At 72.8% G+C, this 12,780-nt stretch carries 15 protein-coding genes, 1 tRNA gene and 1 other RNA gene; 8 read left to right on the top strand and 9 right to left on the bottom strand.

Features of this window, described 5'->3' with window-relative positions; all coding sequences use genetic code 11:
• Nucleotides 1–6: 6 nt before the first annotated feature.
• An RNA gene (gene ffs / locus OHO83_RS24210) (signal recognition particle sRNA small type) lies at nucleotides 7–101 on the bottom strand.
• A gap of 109 nt (nucleotides 102–210) precedes the next feature.
• Between ffs and OHO83_RS24205 the strand changes: the two genes are divergently transcribed.
• Together OHO83_RS24205 and OHO83_RS24200 are read left to right on the top strand one after the other, a co-directional pair.
• Nucleotides 211–298, top strand: a tRNA-Ser gene (locus OHO83_RS24205).
• Between the two features lie 102 nt (nucleotides 299–400).
• Nucleotides 401–787 carry a VOC family protein gene (locus OHO83_RS24200; RefSeq protein ID WP_266672133.1) on the top strand — a complete coding sequence of 129 codons (387 nt, stop codon included), beginning with the start codon at nucleotides 401–403 and terminating at the stop codon, nucleotides 785–787.
• 26 nt (nucleotides 788–813) lie between these two features.
• Here the strand turns inward: OHO83_RS24200 and OHO83_RS24195 are convergent, their stop codons facing one another.
• Nucleotides 814–1,287, bottom strand: coding sequence for a DUF5994 family protein (locus tag OHO83_RS24195; RefSeq protein ID WP_266672135.1), 474 nt, complete (start codon nucleotides 1,285–1,287; stop codon nucleotides 814–816).
• A 192-nt stretch (nucleotides 1,288–1,479) separates the two neighbouring features.
• Between OHO83_RS24195 and OHO83_RS24190 the strand changes: the two genes are divergently transcribed.
• Nucleotides 1,480–1,680 (top strand): hypothetical protein, encoded by a 201-nt coding sequence (locus OHO83_RS24190; protein WP_266672137.1) that lies wholly within the window; start codon nucleotides 1,480–1,482, stop codon nucleotides 1,678–1,680.
• 11 nt (nucleotides 1,681–1,691) lie between these two features.
• Here the strand turns inward: OHO83_RS24190 and OHO83_RS24185 are convergent, their stop codons facing one another.
• From OHO83_RS24185 to OHO83_RS24165, 5 genes are all read right to left on the bottom strand, one after another.
• On the bottom strand, nucleotides 1,692–2,648 hold the full coding sequence (locus tag OHO83_RS24185; protein ID WP_266672139.1) for an MASE1 domain-containing protein: 957 nt from the start codon (nucleotides 2,646–2,648) through the stop codon (nucleotides 1,692–1,694).
• A gap of 62 nt (nucleotides 2,649–2,710) precedes the next feature.
• On the bottom strand, nucleotides 2,711–3,547 hold the full coding sequence (locus tag OHO83_RS24180; RefSeq protein ID WP_266672140.1) for a PP2C family protein-serine/threonine phosphatase: 837 nt from the start codon (nucleotides 3,545–3,547) through the stop codon (nucleotides 2,711–2,713).
• 33 nt (nucleotides 3,548–3,580) lie between these two features.
• Nucleotides 3,581–4,390, bottom strand: a complete 810-nt coding sequence (locus OHO83_RS24175) for an isocitrate lyase/PEP mutase family protein (protein ID WP_266672141.1) — start codon at nucleotides 4,388–4,390, stop codon at nucleotides 3,581–3,583.
• 65 nt (nucleotides 4,391–4,455) lie between these two features.
• A complete protein-coding gene (locus OHO83_RS24170) occupies nucleotides 4,456–4,782 on the bottom strand; it encodes a cupin (protein ID WP_266672142.1) in 327 nt (108 codons plus the stop codon).
• A gap of 51 nt (nucleotides 4,783–4,833) precedes the next feature.
• Nucleotides 4,834–5,730 (bottom strand): LysR family transcriptional regulator, encoded by an 897-nt coding sequence (locus tag OHO83_RS24165; RefSeq protein ID WP_266672143.1) that lies wholly within the window; start codon nucleotides 5,728–5,730, stop codon nucleotides 4,834–4,836.
• A 103-nt stretch (nucleotides 5,731–5,833) separates the two neighbouring features.
• Between OHO83_RS24165 and OHO83_RS24160 the strand changes: the two genes are divergently transcribed.
• Nucleotides 5,834–6,595, top strand: a complete 762-nt coding sequence (locus OHO83_RS24160; protein WP_266672144.1) for a sulfite exporter TauE/SafE family protein — start codon at nucleotides 5,834–5,836, stop codon at nucleotides 6,593–6,595.
• A gap of 12 nt (nucleotides 6,596–6,607) precedes the next feature.
• On the opposite strand, the gene OHO83_RS24155 is transcribed toward OHO83_RS24160, so the two are convergent.
• Nucleotides 6,608–9,229, bottom strand: coding sequence for a GNAT family N-acetyltransferase (locus OHO83_RS24155; protein WP_266672146.1), 2,622 nt, complete (start codon nucleotides 9,227–9,229; stop codon nucleotides 6,608–6,610).
• A 99-nt stretch (nucleotides 9,230–9,328) separates the two neighbouring features.
• Between OHO83_RS24155 and OHO83_RS24150 the strand changes: the two genes are divergently transcribed.
• The 3 genes from OHO83_RS24150 to OHO83_RS24140 all read left to right on the top strand — a co-directional run bounded on the left by OHO83_RS24150 (nucleotide 9,329) and on the right by OHO83_RS24140 (nucleotide 10,605).
• Nucleotides 9,329–9,922: an HhH-GPD-type base excision DNA repair protein gene (locus OHO83_RS24150; RefSeq protein ID WP_266672148.1), complete on the top strand. Its 594-nt coding sequence runs from the start codon at nucleotides 9,329–9,331 to the stop codon at nucleotides 9,920–9,922.
• Between the two features lie 103 nt (nucleotides 9,923–10,025).
• Nucleotides 10,026–10,382, top strand: coding sequence for a hypothetical protein (locus tag OHO83_RS24145; RefSeq protein WP_266672150.1), 357 nt, complete (start codon nucleotides 10,026–10,028; stop codon nucleotides 10,380–10,382).
• A 70-nt stretch (nucleotides 10,383–10,452) separates the two neighbouring features.
• The gene (locus OHO83_RS24140; RefSeq protein WP_266672152.1) at nucleotides 10,453–10,605 is read left to right on the top strand and encodes a hypothetical protein; all 153 of its coding nucleotides are present in this window, start codon (nucleotides 10,453–10,455) and stop codon (nucleotides 10,603–10,605) included.
• A 64-nt stretch (nucleotides 10,606–10,669) separates the two neighbouring features.
• On the opposite strand, the gene OHO83_RS24135 is transcribed toward OHO83_RS24140, so the two are convergent.
• Nucleotides 10,670–12,355, bottom strand: coding sequence for a helicase HerA-like domain-containing protein (locus OHO83_RS24135; protein ID WP_266672154.1), 1,686 nt, complete (start codon nucleotides 12,353–12,355; stop codon nucleotides 10,670–10,672).
• 121 nt (nucleotides 12,356–12,476) lie between these two features.
• On the opposite strand from OHO83_RS24135, the gene OHO83_RS24130 reads away from it, so the two are divergent.
• A complete protein-coding gene (locus OHO83_RS24130; RefSeq protein ID WP_003955420.1) occupies nucleotides 12,477–12,773 on the top strand; it encodes a type II toxin-antitoxin system VapB family antitoxin in 297 nt (98 codons plus the stop codon).
• Nucleotides 12,774–12,780: the final 7 nt, after the last annotated feature.

Here is a 12,780-nt window from a genome sequence, read left to right as displayed (position 1 = left end):
GGAACGCAAGACGCCCCTCACGCACCCGCCAGAGCCGACCTACCCTTGCTGCCTTCCGGCCCTGGGGGAGTTCAGTCAGATAGCGCCACGTGAGGGGCTGGGCTCCACAGTAGCGGATGCCCGGCCCGAATCACGAGCCCGGTCCCCGGCCGATCACCGCCCCCGGATCATGTTCGCGAGCACCCCCCAACGTCTTGTATTGTTTGCGGCGGAGGATTCGCCTAGTGGCCTAGGGCGCACGCTTGGAAAGCGTGTTGGGGGCAACCCCTCACGAGTTCGAATCTCGTATCCTCCGCCATTGCTCTCACCGGGCAATACGTCGAAGGGCCCCACCGCTTGCGGTGGGGCCCTTCGACGTTCTGTGATTGCGTGGCCGGACACCCGACTGGGAGGTCCTGACATGACCAGTAAGTTCACCGAGCTCGCGATCGACTGTGCCGATCCCCGCGCTCTCGCCCGGTTCTGGTGCTCTGTCCTCGGCTACGAGGTGCAGGACGAGGAGGACGGACTGGTCACCATCGGCTCGCCCGCGGCGCCTGAAGGCAAGGACCGCCCCGGCCCGGTGCCACCGGCGTTGACCTTCGCGCGTGTGCCCGAGGGCAAGACCGTCAAGAACAGGCTCCACATCGACGTCAATCCGACCGACAGGGAGCAGGACGAAGAGGTCCGTCGCCTGCTCGACCTCGGCGCCCGGCACGTCGACGTCGGGCAGGGCGATGTGAGCTGGGTCCCACTCACCGACCCGGAGGGGAACGAGTTCTGCGTCCTCGCGACCCGTCACGCCTGACCGGGGCGCGCACGGCGTTTCCCGGCTCAGGGTTCGTCGGGGTCGGCGACGAGGAGTTGTGCGGCCTCGGTGATGTTGTCGTCGTGGACCGCGCGGGCCATCACGGCGCGGGCCGCCGCGGGCTCCGACTCGGGAGGCACGACCAGCAGGACGAAGTAGTCCCCGTCGCCGCGGGTGAGGAGGGCGGTACCGTCGCCGACCTCGTGGGCGTCGAGATGCACGACTCGGTCGTCGATGATCAGGCGGGTCGGGAGTTCCTCCCAGGCGGCGGAGTCGAGTCCGACCCGTGCGATGGGGCCGAGGCGTGAGGTCAACTCCGTGATCAGGGCGGGCAGCTCGGCCACGATGTTGTGGGAGCGGGGCCACCATGCGCCGTCGAGGAGCGCTTCGCGGGACTGGGTGGTCTCCAGCCTCAGCGGGGCCGTTGCGGGTTCGGCCCCTTGTCGGGCCGCGTCCGGCAGAAGCAGTGGGGGCTGGTGGGGGGTGTCGGATTCAGCCATGGTGGTTCGCCCGCCTCGGTCGTACGGCCGACGCCCACCGGGCCGTACCGATGACGGGGCGGGCGTCGACCGGCGCGATGCCGTCGTAGCTTCACGGTAACCCCGGGGGCCGCGCCCACGCGCGTCGCGGCGGGCGCGACCTGCGGCGGCCGGAGTTACGGTTAAAGCAGTGGAGAGCGGGAGGTGACGGCCATGGAGGCGATCATCCTCATCGGCGCCATCGTTCTCGTGACCCTCATGGGCATGCGCCTGATCCACCGGATCAACGCCCGGCACGACGCACGCATCGCCTCGCACACCTTCAGCGATGTCATGCCAGGAGTCGGCAGACGGAGCCGCAAGCACCACCGGCGGGTCCCCGAAGACCCCTCGGGCCCGGTCGACCGCGGCTGACCCCGGCTACGTCATTCCTCCCGCCGCGGCGGCGCCGCCAGGTGTTCCACCACTTCCGTCAGATCGCTGACCGCCTGCTCGATCTTCCGGCGGATGTTCTTCTGTTCGGTGACCATCGCCGCGAGCAGGAGCCCGGTGAGCGCGGCCGAGCCGTTGAGTGCCTGGAGGTTGACCATGACCTCGAAGAGGGTGTGGTGGCCGAACGGGCCGACGTGGTCGGTGGCCGCCGAGATCCCCAGTACGGACACGAACAGCACGCACGGCGCCGCCCCCGCGAGCTGGAAGCGCAGCGCCGCCCACGTGAGCAGCGGGAAGACGAGGAAGAGCAGGGCGAGGGCGCTTCTCGTGGCCACGGGTGTGATGACGACGGCGGCGACCACCAGGGCCGCGGCCTCCGGCCACCGGCGGGTGTTCCAGGGGGGCCGGGCCCTGCTCAGCGCGATCAGCAGCGGGGTGCCGACGAGTACGCCCATCGCGTCACCGGCCCACCACGCCGCCCACACCGGCCAGAACACGCTCCACGCCAGTTTGCCGGAGAGCGCCAGCACGCCCGCACCGACGGTGGCGCTGAGGAGTATCGGCAGGAGTCCGCCCAGGAAGACCAGGGCGACCCCGTCCCGCAGCCGGTCCATCTCGATGCGGAAGCCGACCTTGCGCAGCAGCAGGTAGGCACACACCGGGGCGAGAGTGTTCGCGGCGACGATCGCGAGGTCGGACGGGCCGAAGGGGCCGATCGACTCGATGAGCATGAAGGCGCCGAGCGCGATGCCCGGCCAGATCCGCAGGCCCATCCAGAGCAGGCAGGTGACGGCGACGCCGGTCGGGAGCCAGAGCGGGGTGACGACCGCGCCTTCGAGGACGATCCGCTGCCACATGCCGACCCGGCCGGTCGCGTAGTAGGCGGCGGCGACGGCGAGGACCCGCAGCAGGGTCTCGGAGAGGCGACGGAGTTCCTCGGTGCGCACCACCGGATCACATAATCACTCCCGTCCCGTGGCGGAGCGTGGCACACGCCGCCGGGGGCCCGCTGTCACCCGGGCAGGACCGCCGGTGGCGGGTCGTGGCGCAGGACCAGTACCGCGGAGTCGTCCTGGTGGCCGGTGCAGTCGGCGACCTTCATCACCGCGGCGGCCAGTTCCGCGGGTTCGGCGCCCGCCCCGGCCGCGACGACCCGGGCCACCCGTTCCAGGCCCGCCTCGATCGGGAACGAGGGACCTTCGACCACGCCGTCGGTGACCAGGACGTACGCGCCCGCCGTCGAGAGGCGGTGCCGGGTGACGGGGTAGCTGGACCCGGGCAGCATGCCCAGCGGCAGCCCGCCTTCGTCCACCGAGATGCCGTACCGGCCGTCGACCGTGGCCCAGACGGCGGGGACGTGGCCCGCACGGGCGGACTCCAGTACCCAGGTCGTCGGGTCGAAGCGGAGAAAGCTGCAGGTCGCGAAGAGATCGCGGTGCATCGACAGCAGCAGGTCGTTGGCCTGGGCGAGCGCCTCGCCGGGGTCCGGGGCGAAGGCGGCCACCGCACGCAGGGCGATGCGGATCTGCCCCATGAAGGCGGCGGCCTCGACGTCATGGCCCTGTACGTCACCGATGGAGAACCCGAGGGCGCCGTCGGGGGTGGCGAAGGCGTCGTACCAGTCCCCGCCGATGTCCAGTCCGTGGCGGGCCGGCGAGTATCTGGCGGCCGTCCGCAGTCCCGGCAGGGCCGGCAGGGAGACGGGGAGCATCTCGCGCTGGAGGGCTTCCGCAAGTTCGACCCGCGCGTGCTGGAGTTCCGCCCCGACGCGTGCCTGTGCGGCCAGGCGGCCGAGCCTGGTCAGCAGGTCGTCGGCGCTCTCGGGCTGGCTGGGACGACGCTGCGTCATGGACCGCTCCGGATACGGAAAACCCCGGCTTCATCATATTTCCGCGGCGTCCCCACCGCCGCTCAGCTCCTGGACCTCGCCGTACGTCGGCGCCGCGGGGTCCGCGACGTACCGGCCCGCCCGTACGTCGAGCGCCGCCGCGACCGCGGCGCCGAGTGCCGCGCGGAACAGGAGCGAGCCGAGGCTGACCCGGCGCACGCCCAGGGCGGCGAGCTCAGGGACGGTGGGGCCTGTGGGGGAGTAGAGGATGTTGAGGGGGACACCGGACGGGCGCAGGTACGCCACGAGGTCCTGGATCGCGGCCGGGTCGGTCAGGCCCGGTACGAAGACGCCGTCGGCGCCCGCCTGCCGGTAGGCGTCGAGCCGGTGCCGGGTCTCCGGCTCCGGCGCGGTCCGCGGGTCCGGGAGCCAGTACGTGTCCGTGCGGGCGTTGACGAACAGGTCCGGTACGGCGGCCTTGACCGCGGCGATCTTCGCCGCGTGGACGGCGGCCGGGGTGAGGGTGCCGTCGGCCCTGCCGTCCTCCAGGTTGATCCCCACCGCGCCCGCCCGCGCCAGCTCACGGGCGAGGACGGCGACCTCGGCCGGGTCGTCGCTGAAGCCGCCCTCCGCGTCCACGGACAGCAGGAACGCTCCCCCGCCCAGGCGGCGGGCCAGGCGCAGGGTCTCCTCGCGGGTGGCTGCGTGGCCGTCGGGGAGCCCGGCCGCGGCGGCCACGCCGAGGCTCGTCGTACCGATCGCGGCGAACCCCTGCCCGGCGAGCGCGGCGGCGGAGGCGTGGTCCCAGGCGTTCGGGAGGAGGAGGGGGCCGCCGGGGTCGTGGTGCAGGGCTTTGAAGACCATGCGGCCCACGCTAGGCGCGGAACGGTTCGGCGCCCGCCGAAGTGTCCGGGAGCGGCGGGCGCCCCTCAGTCGTTGACCGCCGTCAGCAGCACCGCCGCGTCCGTGACCGCGCGCAGGCCGTGCCGCTCCTGCGGGAGCGCGTGGAGCCGGCCCTCCGTGAGCGTCACGTCGCCCGAGACCGCCGTCAGCACGATCTCGCCCCGCAGGATCTGGAGCGTCGCGGCGGGCGGCGCGTTGTGCTCCTCCAGGACCTCGCCCGCCGTCAGGGCGATCACGCTCTGGCGGAGGGTCTCCTCGCGGAGCAGGAGATGCGCGCTGCGGCCGTGGGGGGAGGTCCGGGCTGCGGCGACGTGCTTGTCGGCGAGAGCGTTCAGGTCGTACGTCGTGGTCATGCTTCCAGCGTCCCCCGGAGACCGGCCCCCCGCCACAGGCGCGTGAAGCCCCTACCTCCCGCAGTGCTCCGCCACCAGGTCGGCGAAGGCCCTCGCCAGCGGGGTGAGCGTGGCCCAGCGCCGCACCGCCCAGCCGACGGCGAGGGGCGGCAGGTCCGGTACGGGGACGAGGACCGGGCCGCCGGAGCGGTCCGGATCTCGCCAGCCGGGCAGTTCGGGGACGAGTGCGTGGCCGAGGCCCAGTTCGGCGAGGTGCACGGCGGTGGCCCAGTCGGCGACGCCCGCGTCGGACCCGGCCGTCCTGGTGATCCCGAGCCCGGTGAAGTGCCGGTCGAGATGGGAGCGCGACGTGGACTGTTCGGGCGGCCGGATGAGATGGGCGGCGGCCAGGTCGTCGGGGCCGATCCGGGTCCGGCCGGCCAGCGGATCGTCGGGACGCACGGCGAGGACCCAGGGGAGTTCGACGACGGGGCGCTGCTCGACGCCGCGTTCCGGAGCGCCGATGGTGACCCACGCGAGGTCGAGGTCGTGCGCGGCGAGCGCCTCGTAGGCACTGTGGCTGGAGCTGACCGTCTGGAATTCCAGGCTCGCCCGGGGGTGGCGGCGCCGGAAGCCGACGATGGCCTCGGACATGAAGTGGCGCACGGTCGTCGCGCCCGTGGTGACGCGCACCGCGCCGCTCTCGCCGCGGGCCAGGTCGCGCAGGCGGCGCAGCGCGTCGTCGATGCCTGCGATGCCCTCGGCGGCCGCGGTCTGCAGGACGCGCCCGGCGGGGGTCGGCAGGACACCGCGGGCGTGCCGTTCGAGGAGGCTGACGCCCGCCTCCCGTTCGAGGCGGCGGATGTGCTGGCTCACCGCCGACTGCGTACAGGAGAGGTCGCGGGCGACGGCGCTGAGGCTGCCCGCCGCGCACACGGCGACGTAGACACGGAGATCGTCGAGGGTCACGGCGCCAACGTAGCCATGCCGTCCCCTTCCAAGCCAGAGCTTGGTGCTTCTCAAGTAATTCCTAGGATTGACTTGGATCTCGGGCTCCGAAACGATCTCGGGCGTGGATGCACTTGAAGCAGTGGCCGTCGGAGCGGCCGGTGTCGCCGCCGGCGCGATCAACGCGGTGGTCGGCTCCGGAACGCTCATCACCTTCCCTACGCTCCTCGCGTTCGGCTATCCGCCGGTGCTCGCCAACGTGTCGAACAACATCGGCCTCGTACCGGGCGTGCTCAGCGCCGCGTACGGCTACCGGCGCGAGCTGAAGGGGCAGCGCAAGCGGCTGCTCCGCTTCGGCACGGCCTCGCTGATCGGCGGCCTCACGGGCGCGCTCCTGCTGCTGAAGCTGCCGGCCGACGCGTTCACCTCGGTGGTGCCCGTCCTCATCCTGGCCGCCTGTGTCCTCGTCGTGCTCCAGCCCCGGCTCAGCCGCTGGTCGAAGGAGCGCCAGGCCACGGCGACGCGCACCGACGGCGGCGTCCCCATGTGGCTCGGCGTGCTGGGGACGGGCGTCTACGGCGGCTACTTCGGCGCCGCCCAGGGCGTGCTGCTCATGGGCATGTTCGGCAGCTTCCTCCAGGACGACCTCCAGCGCCTCAACGCGGCGAAGAACGTCCTGGCCTCGATCGTGAACGGGGTCGCGGCGGTCGTCTTCATCGCCGTCGCCGACGTCGACTGGGTGGCGGCCGCGGTGATCGCCGTCGGCTCCACGCTGGGCGGCCTGACCGGCGCGAGGTTCGGCCGCAGGCTGCCCCCGGCGGTCCTGCGCGCGGTGATCGTCGTGGTCGGCGTCACCGCCTCGGTGATCCTGCTCGTACGGGGCTGAGCCCGCGGGCCGTCAGCGCTCGAGGAACGCGATCCGGGCCCGCTTCTCGGGGAGGAACACCTCCGGCAGGTCGATCTCCGGGAGCACGATCTCGGGGCCGAGTGCGAAGCCCGCGCGCTCCAGGAGCGCGACGGCCTTCGTGTTGCGCGCGTCGGGCTCGACCACGATCCGCCGCTTGCCGTGCCCTTCGAGCGCGTACGCGACGAGGACGGTCATGAGCGCTCCGGTGAAGCCGCGGACGGCTCCGCCGGCGGCCGGGGCGATCAGGAAGTGCACGCCGATGTCGCCGTCCTCGACCTCGTAGCACTCGCTGACCCGGTCGGCCTCGGGCTCGTACGTCTGGAAGAGCGCGACGGGTTCGCCGTCGAGGCGGACGAGGTGGGCGTGGTGCGTGGTGAGCGAGTCGAGGTGTTCGTACGTCTCACGCACCTGCTCGCGGCTCGCGCCCTCCATGCCCCAGAACCGGGCGCGCTCCTCGCGCACCCAGCCGTGGATCACGTCGAGGTCGGCGACGGGGTCGACGGGGGCGACACGGACGGTGCCGAACCCTTCGACGGTCCGCTCGTACACGGTGCTCTCGCGCATGGGGGTCTCCTCGGTGAGGCGGTTCCAGTCGGTGATCACGGGGACCAGGCCGCCCCGCAGCCACAGGGGGAGCTGGTCGCGGCGGTGCGGGGAGCCGGGGATTCCTGAGGCGCCGAGAGGTACGACCCACAGGCTGTTCGCACGGTCGGCGACGTCCCACACGTAGCGGGCGGCCGGGCCGCGGGCGCTGAGGTCGGTGACGCCGGGCACGCTCGACGTGGACAGGACGCAGTCGTGGTCGCCGGGCAGGCCCGGAGCGGCCTCGTCGCCGTCCTCAGGCAGTGCCCGCCAGGCGGCGAGCCGGTGCCGGTCGCCCCAGGTCTCCCCGGCCGCCGTCGCCGCGGCGGCTTCCTCGACCGCCTCGCGGACGACCGTCTCCCGGTCGACATCCGGGAATTGATCGGTGGTCAGCAGAGTCTCCAGCGCGTACGCGATGCGCGGCGCGAGGGCCAGCCACGGCCGGAAGACCTCCGGGTACGCCTCCCCCATCCCCGTGAGCGGCGCGAACGCCGGGTGCGCGGCCAGCTTCCGCACGACCGCCGCCCGCACCCGCGCGTACGCGGCGGCGTCCGCGCTGTCCGCGTCCATGTGCCGGTCCCAGGCGAGCAGCCGCTTCGTCAGCGCCTCGGCATCGGGGCCGATGCCGTCGAGGCGGGCCACGAGGTCGAGCAGCGGACGGGCGGAGGCGAGGCGGGTGTCGGTGTGGACGGCGGCCATGCCGGGAGCCGTCCACACGTCGTGCGCGTCGAGCAGTTCCCGTATGCGGTCCGCCCGGTGCGGCGGCGCGAACTCGATACCGAGGGGCGCGGCGAGGCCCCGCTGGTTCGCCATGACCGCGACGGTGCCGACCGGCTCGCGGGGCAGCTCGCGCAGGCCGCGCCAGGCGTGCCGGGGCTCGTGGGCGGGGACGACGCGCAGCAGGTTCTCGGGGTCGCGCTCGGGCACGGCGCCCGCGACGCGGTGCAGGAGACCGCCCTCGGTGTCGGCGGCCTGGACGACGTTGACGGGCTCGGCCCAGCGGTCGAAGGCCCGGTCCACGTCGGCGACGGTGCGGGCGCGGAGCAGGGCGGGCAGCGCGGCGAACCCCAAGTCCTCGCGTACGCGAGGCGGCTGGCGCAGCGCGATGCCCTCGCCCTCGTCGGGCCCGCCGATGACGACCGTCCCGCGCTCGGTCTCGACGACCTCGACCTCCTGCGGCGGCGCGCCCGCCACCTCGAAGGTCTCCACGCTGCGGAACGCGGGCCGCCACCCGTCGGGCCCGAGCGCCTCCACGCCGCCGTCCGGAAGCCGCCGCAGCCGCTCCCGGTACAGGTCCTGGTAGTCGGCCATCGCGTTGGTGATCGCCCAGGCGACGGTGCCGGTGTGGCCGAAGTGACCGATGCCGGGTACGCCGGGGACGGCGAGGCCCACGACGTCGTACTCCGGGCAGGCGAGCCGTATCTGCTGGTAGACGCCCGGGTCCTCGATGTAGCGGTGCGGGTCGCCCGCGATCAGGGGGCCGCCGGTGGCGGTGCGGTCGCCGGTGACGAGCCAGCCGTTGCTGCCGGAGGTGCCGGGGCCGTCCGTGGCGAAGAGGCCGACGGCTCCGGGCCCGATGCGGCGTACGACCTCGTCGCGCCAGAGCTTGCCGGGGAGGCCGGTGAACAGGATGTGGGTGGAGAGCCAGATGCCGAGGGGCGTCCAGGGCCGCCACCGGCCGGGTTCGAGGCCGGCGCGGGCGAACTCCGGTGCGGCGCCGCCGAGTTCACGCAGTCCGGCGTCGACCCCGGCCACGTACGCGTCGAGCCAGCCGCGCGTCTCCTCGTCGAGGGCGCGGTAGCAGCGCCGGGCCGTGTCGTCGATACGGGCCTGCCGGGCGAACCGGTCCCAGCCGGCGGCCTCCGGGCCGAGGAAGGCGGCGGACGTGCCCTGTGAGCGGTGCCGCTCGACCTCGATCTGCCAGCCCCGGTCGGCAGCGGCGTTGCGCCCCTGGGCGTGGGCCAGTTCCCGCACGCTGTCAGCACGGAGATGGGGGATGCCCCACTCGTCCCGGTAGACCTCGACGCTCACGCTTTCCCCGCCCCACCTTCACCGGCCTTACAGATTAGGGCAGCCTAACCTAAGCCAGAAAGGGGTGCGCCGGGGACCGCGCCGCGCGATCATCGACACATGGACGTCACTCTTCACCTCGCCCAGGAGCCGGACGCCGACGCACTCCTCGGCCGGAGCCCGCTGGCCGCGCTCGTCGGCATGCTGCTCGACCAGCAGGTCCCCATGGAGTGGGCGTTCGCGGGCCCGCACACGATCGCCCAGCGCCTCGGCGCCGACGATCTCGACGCGCACGAGATCGCCTCGTACGACCCCGAGGCCTTCGCCGAGGTGCTGTCCACGAAGCCGGCCGTGCACCGCTACCCCGGCTCCATGGCCAAGCGGATCCAGCAGCTGTGCCAGTACCTCGTCGAGCACTACGACGGGGACGCGAGCGCCGTCTGGGAAGGCGTCAAGGACGGCAGGGAACTGCTCAAGCGCCTCAACGACCTGCCCGGCTTCGGCACGCAGAAGGCCCAGATCTTCCTGGCCCTGCTCGGCAAGCAGCTCGGGGTGCGCCCCAAGGGCTGGCGCGAGGCCGCGGGCGCGTACGGCGAGGCGAAGTCCTTCCGGTCGGTCGCGGACATCACGGGACCCGACTCGCTCACGAAGGTGCGGGCGCACAAGCAGGAGATGAAGGCGGCGGCGAAGGCGGCCAAGGCCGCGGGGAAGTAGGACCCCCGGGACGCGTCAGCACACGCCGCGCCCCGTAGCCCATGAGGGCGGATCTCGACCACGTTGATCGTTTCCGGGGCGTCACCGGGGGACATTGACGTCCATGAGCACGCACGCCTCCCCCGTGGGCGTGGGCCGCCGCACCGTGCGCCGACCCGCGTGGGCCCGGGCGCTGCTCATCCTCGTCGCGCTCCTCGGCATGGCGTCCGCGTCCGCTGTCCCGTGCGCCCAGGCCGCGACAGCGCACGCCGCGTCCTCCTCCCCGGAACCCGGCGAGCTCCACCAGGACGCCCCCGACACCGCGCTGCGCCTGCCGACGGCGCACACGACGCGTCTCCCTGCCGAACACGCCACCCTCGTGCCCCGCGCGCGCCCCTTCGCGCCACTCGCGCGCCCCCGTGCGCCCCGCGCCACCCTCAATTCCCTGAACGTCCTGCGCTGCGTCGTCCTGCGCTGCTGACAGGCACGGCTCCGCCCTTCCGGCGGACCGAACCTGCTCACCCCCCACGCACGACAAGGACGACACCCTCATGCCCATCGACCCTTACGCGGTCCTGCACGCCCTCCTGCGCGCCGAAGCGGCACGCGACGGACGCGCCGTACTCCCCGCGCCCGAGACCCAGGACTCCGAGCAACCGACCGACGACAAGGCCCAGGACACGGACCCCCAGGACCGCGCCTGATCCCTCACGGCGGTGGTCCCGGCCCCGCACCCGCGGGACCGGGACCACCCCGGAGGCCCAGGCCCTACCTCCGCCGCGTCCCGAAGAGCGACCGCGAGATCTCCCGTCCCAGCTGCGTACCGACCGACCGGGCAAGCGACTTGAAGATCCCGCTGCCCACCACCTGTTCCACGACCGACGCGTCCTCCTTGGACTTCCCGCGCCCCCCGGAACCCCGCGCCGCCGCCTTCTCGGCCTTCGCCGCCTGAGCCGCCTGCGCCTCGGCGTCCTTGCGCGCCTGCGTCTCGGCCTCCTGGGCCGTCAGCTTCTCGTACGCGGACTCACGGTCGACGGCGTTCGCGTAGCGCGGGTAGAGGACCGACTCCTTCACGGCCCGGTCGAGCGCGGCCGCGTCGACGGGCCCCATCAGCGACTCGGGCGCCCGCAGCCGGGTCGCGGCGACCGGCGTCGGCGCGCCCTTCTCGCTCAGCACGGTGACCACCGCCTCGCCCGTACCGAGCGAGGTCAGCAACTCCTCCAGGTCGTACGCGGAGTGGGGGAACGTCCTGACCGTCGACTTCAGCGCCTTCTGGTCGTCGGGCGTGAAGGCGCGCAGCGCGTGCTGGACGCGGTTGCCGAGCTGGGCGAGGACGTCGGACGGTACGTCCTTCGGCGTCTGCGTCACGAAGAACACACCCACGCCCTTGGACCGGATCAGCCGCACCGTCTGCGTGATCGCCTCCAGGAACGCCTTGGACGCGCCGCTGAAGAGCAGATGCGCCTCGTCGAAGAAGAAGACCAGCTTCGGCTTCTCCACATCGCCGACCTCGGGAAGGTCCTGGAAGAGATCCGCGAGCAGCCACATCAGGAACGTCGAGAAGAGGTGCGGCTTGTCCTGCACGGCGGGCAGTTCGAGTACGGAGACCAGCCCGCGGCCGTCCGGGGCCGTGCGCAGCAGCTCGCCGCTGTCGAACTCGGGCTCGCCGAAGAAGTCGCCCATGCCCTGCTGCTCGAACGCGGTCAGCGCGCGCAGGATCACCCCCGCCGTCGTGGTGGAGAGCCCGCCGATCGTCTTCAGCTCCTGCCTGCCCTCGTCGGAGGTGAGGAACGTGACGACCGCCCGCAGGTCCTTGAGGTCGACGAGTTCGAGGCCCTTCTGGTCCGCGTAGTGGAAGATCAGGCCGAGCGACTGCTCCTGCGTCTGGTTGAGCTGGAGGCACTTGGAGAGCAGGACCGGGCCGAAGCCGGTGATGGTGGCCCGCAGGGGGATGCCCGGGCCGATGCCGCCGAGCGCGTAGAACTCGCTCGGGCAGCCGGTCGGCCGCCACTCCTGACCGACCTCGGCCGCCCGCTGCGTCACCCTGTGGCCCGGCTCGCCCGGGGCGGAGATGCCGGAGACGTCGCCCTTGATGTCGGCGAGGAAGACGGGGACGCCCTGCGCGGCCAGCTGCTCGGCGATGAGCTGGAGCGTCTTGGTCTTGCCGGTGCCGGTCGCGCCCGCCACGAGGCCGTGGCGGTTGAGCATCCCCAGCGGGATCCGGATCTGTGCGTCCGGCAGGCACTGCCCGTCCCACACGAGCGCGCCGAGATCGAGCGCGGGCCCGGCGAAGGCGTATCCGGAGGCGATCTCCAGGGCGGGGGCGGGGAGGGCTGCGGCGGTCGTGACGGTTTCGGGGACGGTGGTTCCGGGCGTCAACCCGGCGCCCCCGTCTACCCCGGAAGAAGGCCCCGCATTCGCCGGCGCAGCCGGGATCGGCTCACTGTCACTCATTTCTGGCCCCTGTCCCCGGATTGAGTGTTCCCGGTTTGCCCCTGTTTAGGGCGTCATTTCCCAGCCTCGCACTCCGTCTCCATGGCTGCGCCCGGAGAGCCGGGCCCGGTAGGCTTTCCGTGTGATCTTCAAGCGCATCGGAAACGGCCGGCCGTACCCCGACCACGGCCGGGAAAGCACCCGGCAGTGGGCGGACGTCGCGCCGCGCCCGGTCCGCCTCGATCAGCTCGTGACGACCAAGGGCCAGCTCGACCTCGAGACGCTCCTCGCCGAGGACTCGACGTTCTACGGCGATCTCTTCGCGCATGTCGTGAAGTGGCAGGGCGATCTCTACCTCGAGGACGGCCTGCACCGCGCCGTGCGCGCCGCGCTCCAGCAGCGCCAGGTGCTGCACGCCCGCGTCCTGGAGCTGGGCTGAGCGACGG

The organism is Streptomyces sp. NBC_00569 (assembly GCF_036345255.1).
In the GTDB taxonomy this organism is placed as follows: domain Bacteria; phylum Actinomycetota; class Actinomycetes; order Streptomycetales; family Streptomycetaceae; genus Streptomyces.
Note: the sequence above shows the minus strand (reverse complement) of the source record. Positions and strands in the feature narration are given on the sequence as shown.

Excerpts from the sequence above, each read along its gene's own strand:
- OHO83_RS24150 (WP_266672148.1), top strand. The coding sequence starts at position 9,329 with ATGGACGTCACTCTTCACCTCGCCCAGGAGCCGGACGCCGACGCACTC.
- OHO83_RS24145 (WP_266672150.1), top strand. The coding sequence starts at position 10,026 with ATGAGCACGCACGCCTCCCCCGTGGGCGTGGGCCGCCGCACCGTGCGC.
- OHO83_RS24170 (WP_266672142.1), bottom strand. The coding sequence starts at position 4,782 with ATGACCACGACGTACGACCTGAACGCTCTCGCCGACAAGCACGTCGCC.
- OHO83_RS24140 (WP_266672152.1), top strand. The coding sequence starts at position 10,453 with ATGCCCATCGACCCTTACGCGGTCCTGCACGCCCTCCTGCGCGCCGAA.
- OHO83_RS24175 (WP_266672141.1), bottom strand. The coding sequence starts at position 4,390 with ATGGTCTTCAAAGCCCTGCACCACGACCCCGGCGGCCCCCTCCTCCTC.
- OHO83_RS24135 (WP_266672154.1), bottom strand. The coding sequence starts at position 12,355 with ATGAGTGACAGTGAGCCGATCCCGGCTGCGCCGGCGAATGCGGGGCCT.
- OHO83_RS24180 (WP_266672140.1), bottom strand. The coding sequence starts at position 3,547 with ATGACGCAGCGTCGTCCCAGCCAGCCCGAGAGCGCCGACGACCTGCTG.
- OHO83_RS24190 (WP_266672137.1), top strand. The coding sequence starts at position 1,480 with ATGGAGGCGATCATCCTCATCGGCGCCATCGTTCTCGTGACCCTCATG.
- OHO83_RS24200 (WP_266672133.1), top strand. The coding sequence starts at position 401 with ATGACCAGTAAGTTCACCGAGCTCGCGATCGACTGTGCCGATCCCCGC.
- OHO83_RS24195 (WP_266672135.1), bottom strand. The coding sequence starts at position 1,287 with ATGGCTGAATCCGACACCCCCCACCAGCCCCCACTGCTTCTGCCGGAC.